At 50.6% G+C, this 1005-nt stretch carries 2 protein-coding genes; both read right to left on the bottom strand.

All coding sequences use genetic code 11. The features are described from left to right. Positions 1-233 (bottom strand): protein O-GlcNAcase (locus KDK14_RS21280; RefSeq protein ID WP_257267275.1); only part of this gene is annotated, 233 nt, incomplete at its 3' end. 23 nt (positions 234-256) lie between these two features. Continuing rightward, the gene (gene nth / locus KDK14_RS21275; RefSeq protein ID WP_257267274.1) at positions 257-889 is read right to left on the bottom strand and encodes an endonuclease III; all 633 of its coding nucleotides are present in this window, start codon (positions 887-889) and stop codon (positions 257-259) included. Between the last annotated feature and the right edge of the window lie 116 nt (positions 890-1005).

Below are 1005 nucleotides of genomic sequence, written 5' to 3'. Positions count from 1 at the left end.
GTCATGTCGCCTACCCTCATCTGGCCAGAAACCCGGTTCATCAAGTGGTTGAAGTCGTTTTCTGGCCAGGGTTGGTGCCATTGCTCGCGCAGATAAGGGTCATTCTTTGGTGCGTAGATATAGAAATTGAAGCCGTGCCTGGCGCAGAAGCTGGCATAGGCATTTCTGGACTCCCGGCACCACTGGTTTTCCTGATCGTACAGCCCTTCTATTACCCCATAGTGGAATGCCATGGACGGATATTTCCTTCTTCAGACTAAGACGTTTTCTGTTTGTATTCACAAAGGTCTTCAATAATGCAGCTGCCACAGTGTGGCTTTCTTGCTTTGCACACATAACGGCCATGGAGGATCAGCCAGTGGTGGGCATCCATCAGAAACTCTTTGGGAACCAGCCTGACCAGCCGTTTTTCCACTTCCAGTACATCCTTGCCAGGGGCGATACCCGTTCGGTTGGATACCCGGAAAATGTGGGTATCCACCGCCATGGCGGGCTGCTGGAAGGCGGTATTTAAAACGACATTAGCCGTTTTTCGCCCGACGCCGGGCAGTGCTTCAAGGTCTTTGCGGTTATCGGGTACCACGCTATTGTGCTGATCAATCAGCATCTGACAGGTTTTGATGACGTTTTCTGCCTTGGCATTAAACAGCCCAATGGTTTTGATGTACTCCTTCAGGCCATCCACACCCAGGGCAAGTATTGCCTCAGGGGTATTGGCAACTGGGTAAAGCTTGTCTGTGGCTTTGTTGACCCCCACATCGGTGGCCTGGGCAGACAGTATCACCGCAATAAGCAGTTCAAACGGTGTGCTGTAGTTGAGTTCGGTGGTTGGGTTGGGGTTAGCGTCCCGAAACCGGGTAAAAATCTCTGTCCGTTTTTCCTTGTTCATCTTGTGACCGGTATAGAAATCAGATTGGGATTATTTTAATGCCAATCAGGGTGAAGAGTCTTCTAACCCGGATATTTCATAAACGTGCTCCCGATCTCGCTTGCCCTTTGCCGCTC

It is taken from the genome of Endozoicomonas sp. ONNA2, from assembly GCF_024606365.1.
Lineage (GTDB): Bacteria > Pseudomonadota > Gammaproteobacteria > Pseudomonadales > Endozoicomonadaceae > Endozoicomonas.
The sequence above is the reverse complement of the archived record's forward strand: the minus strand, read 5'-3'. Positions and strand labels throughout refer to the sequence as shown.

Bases quoted from the DNA above. Each gene is read 5' to 3' on its own strand.
- nth (WP_257267274.1), bottom strand. From the start codon at position 889: ATGAACAAGGAAAAACGGACAGAGATTTTTACCCGGTTTCGGGACGCT.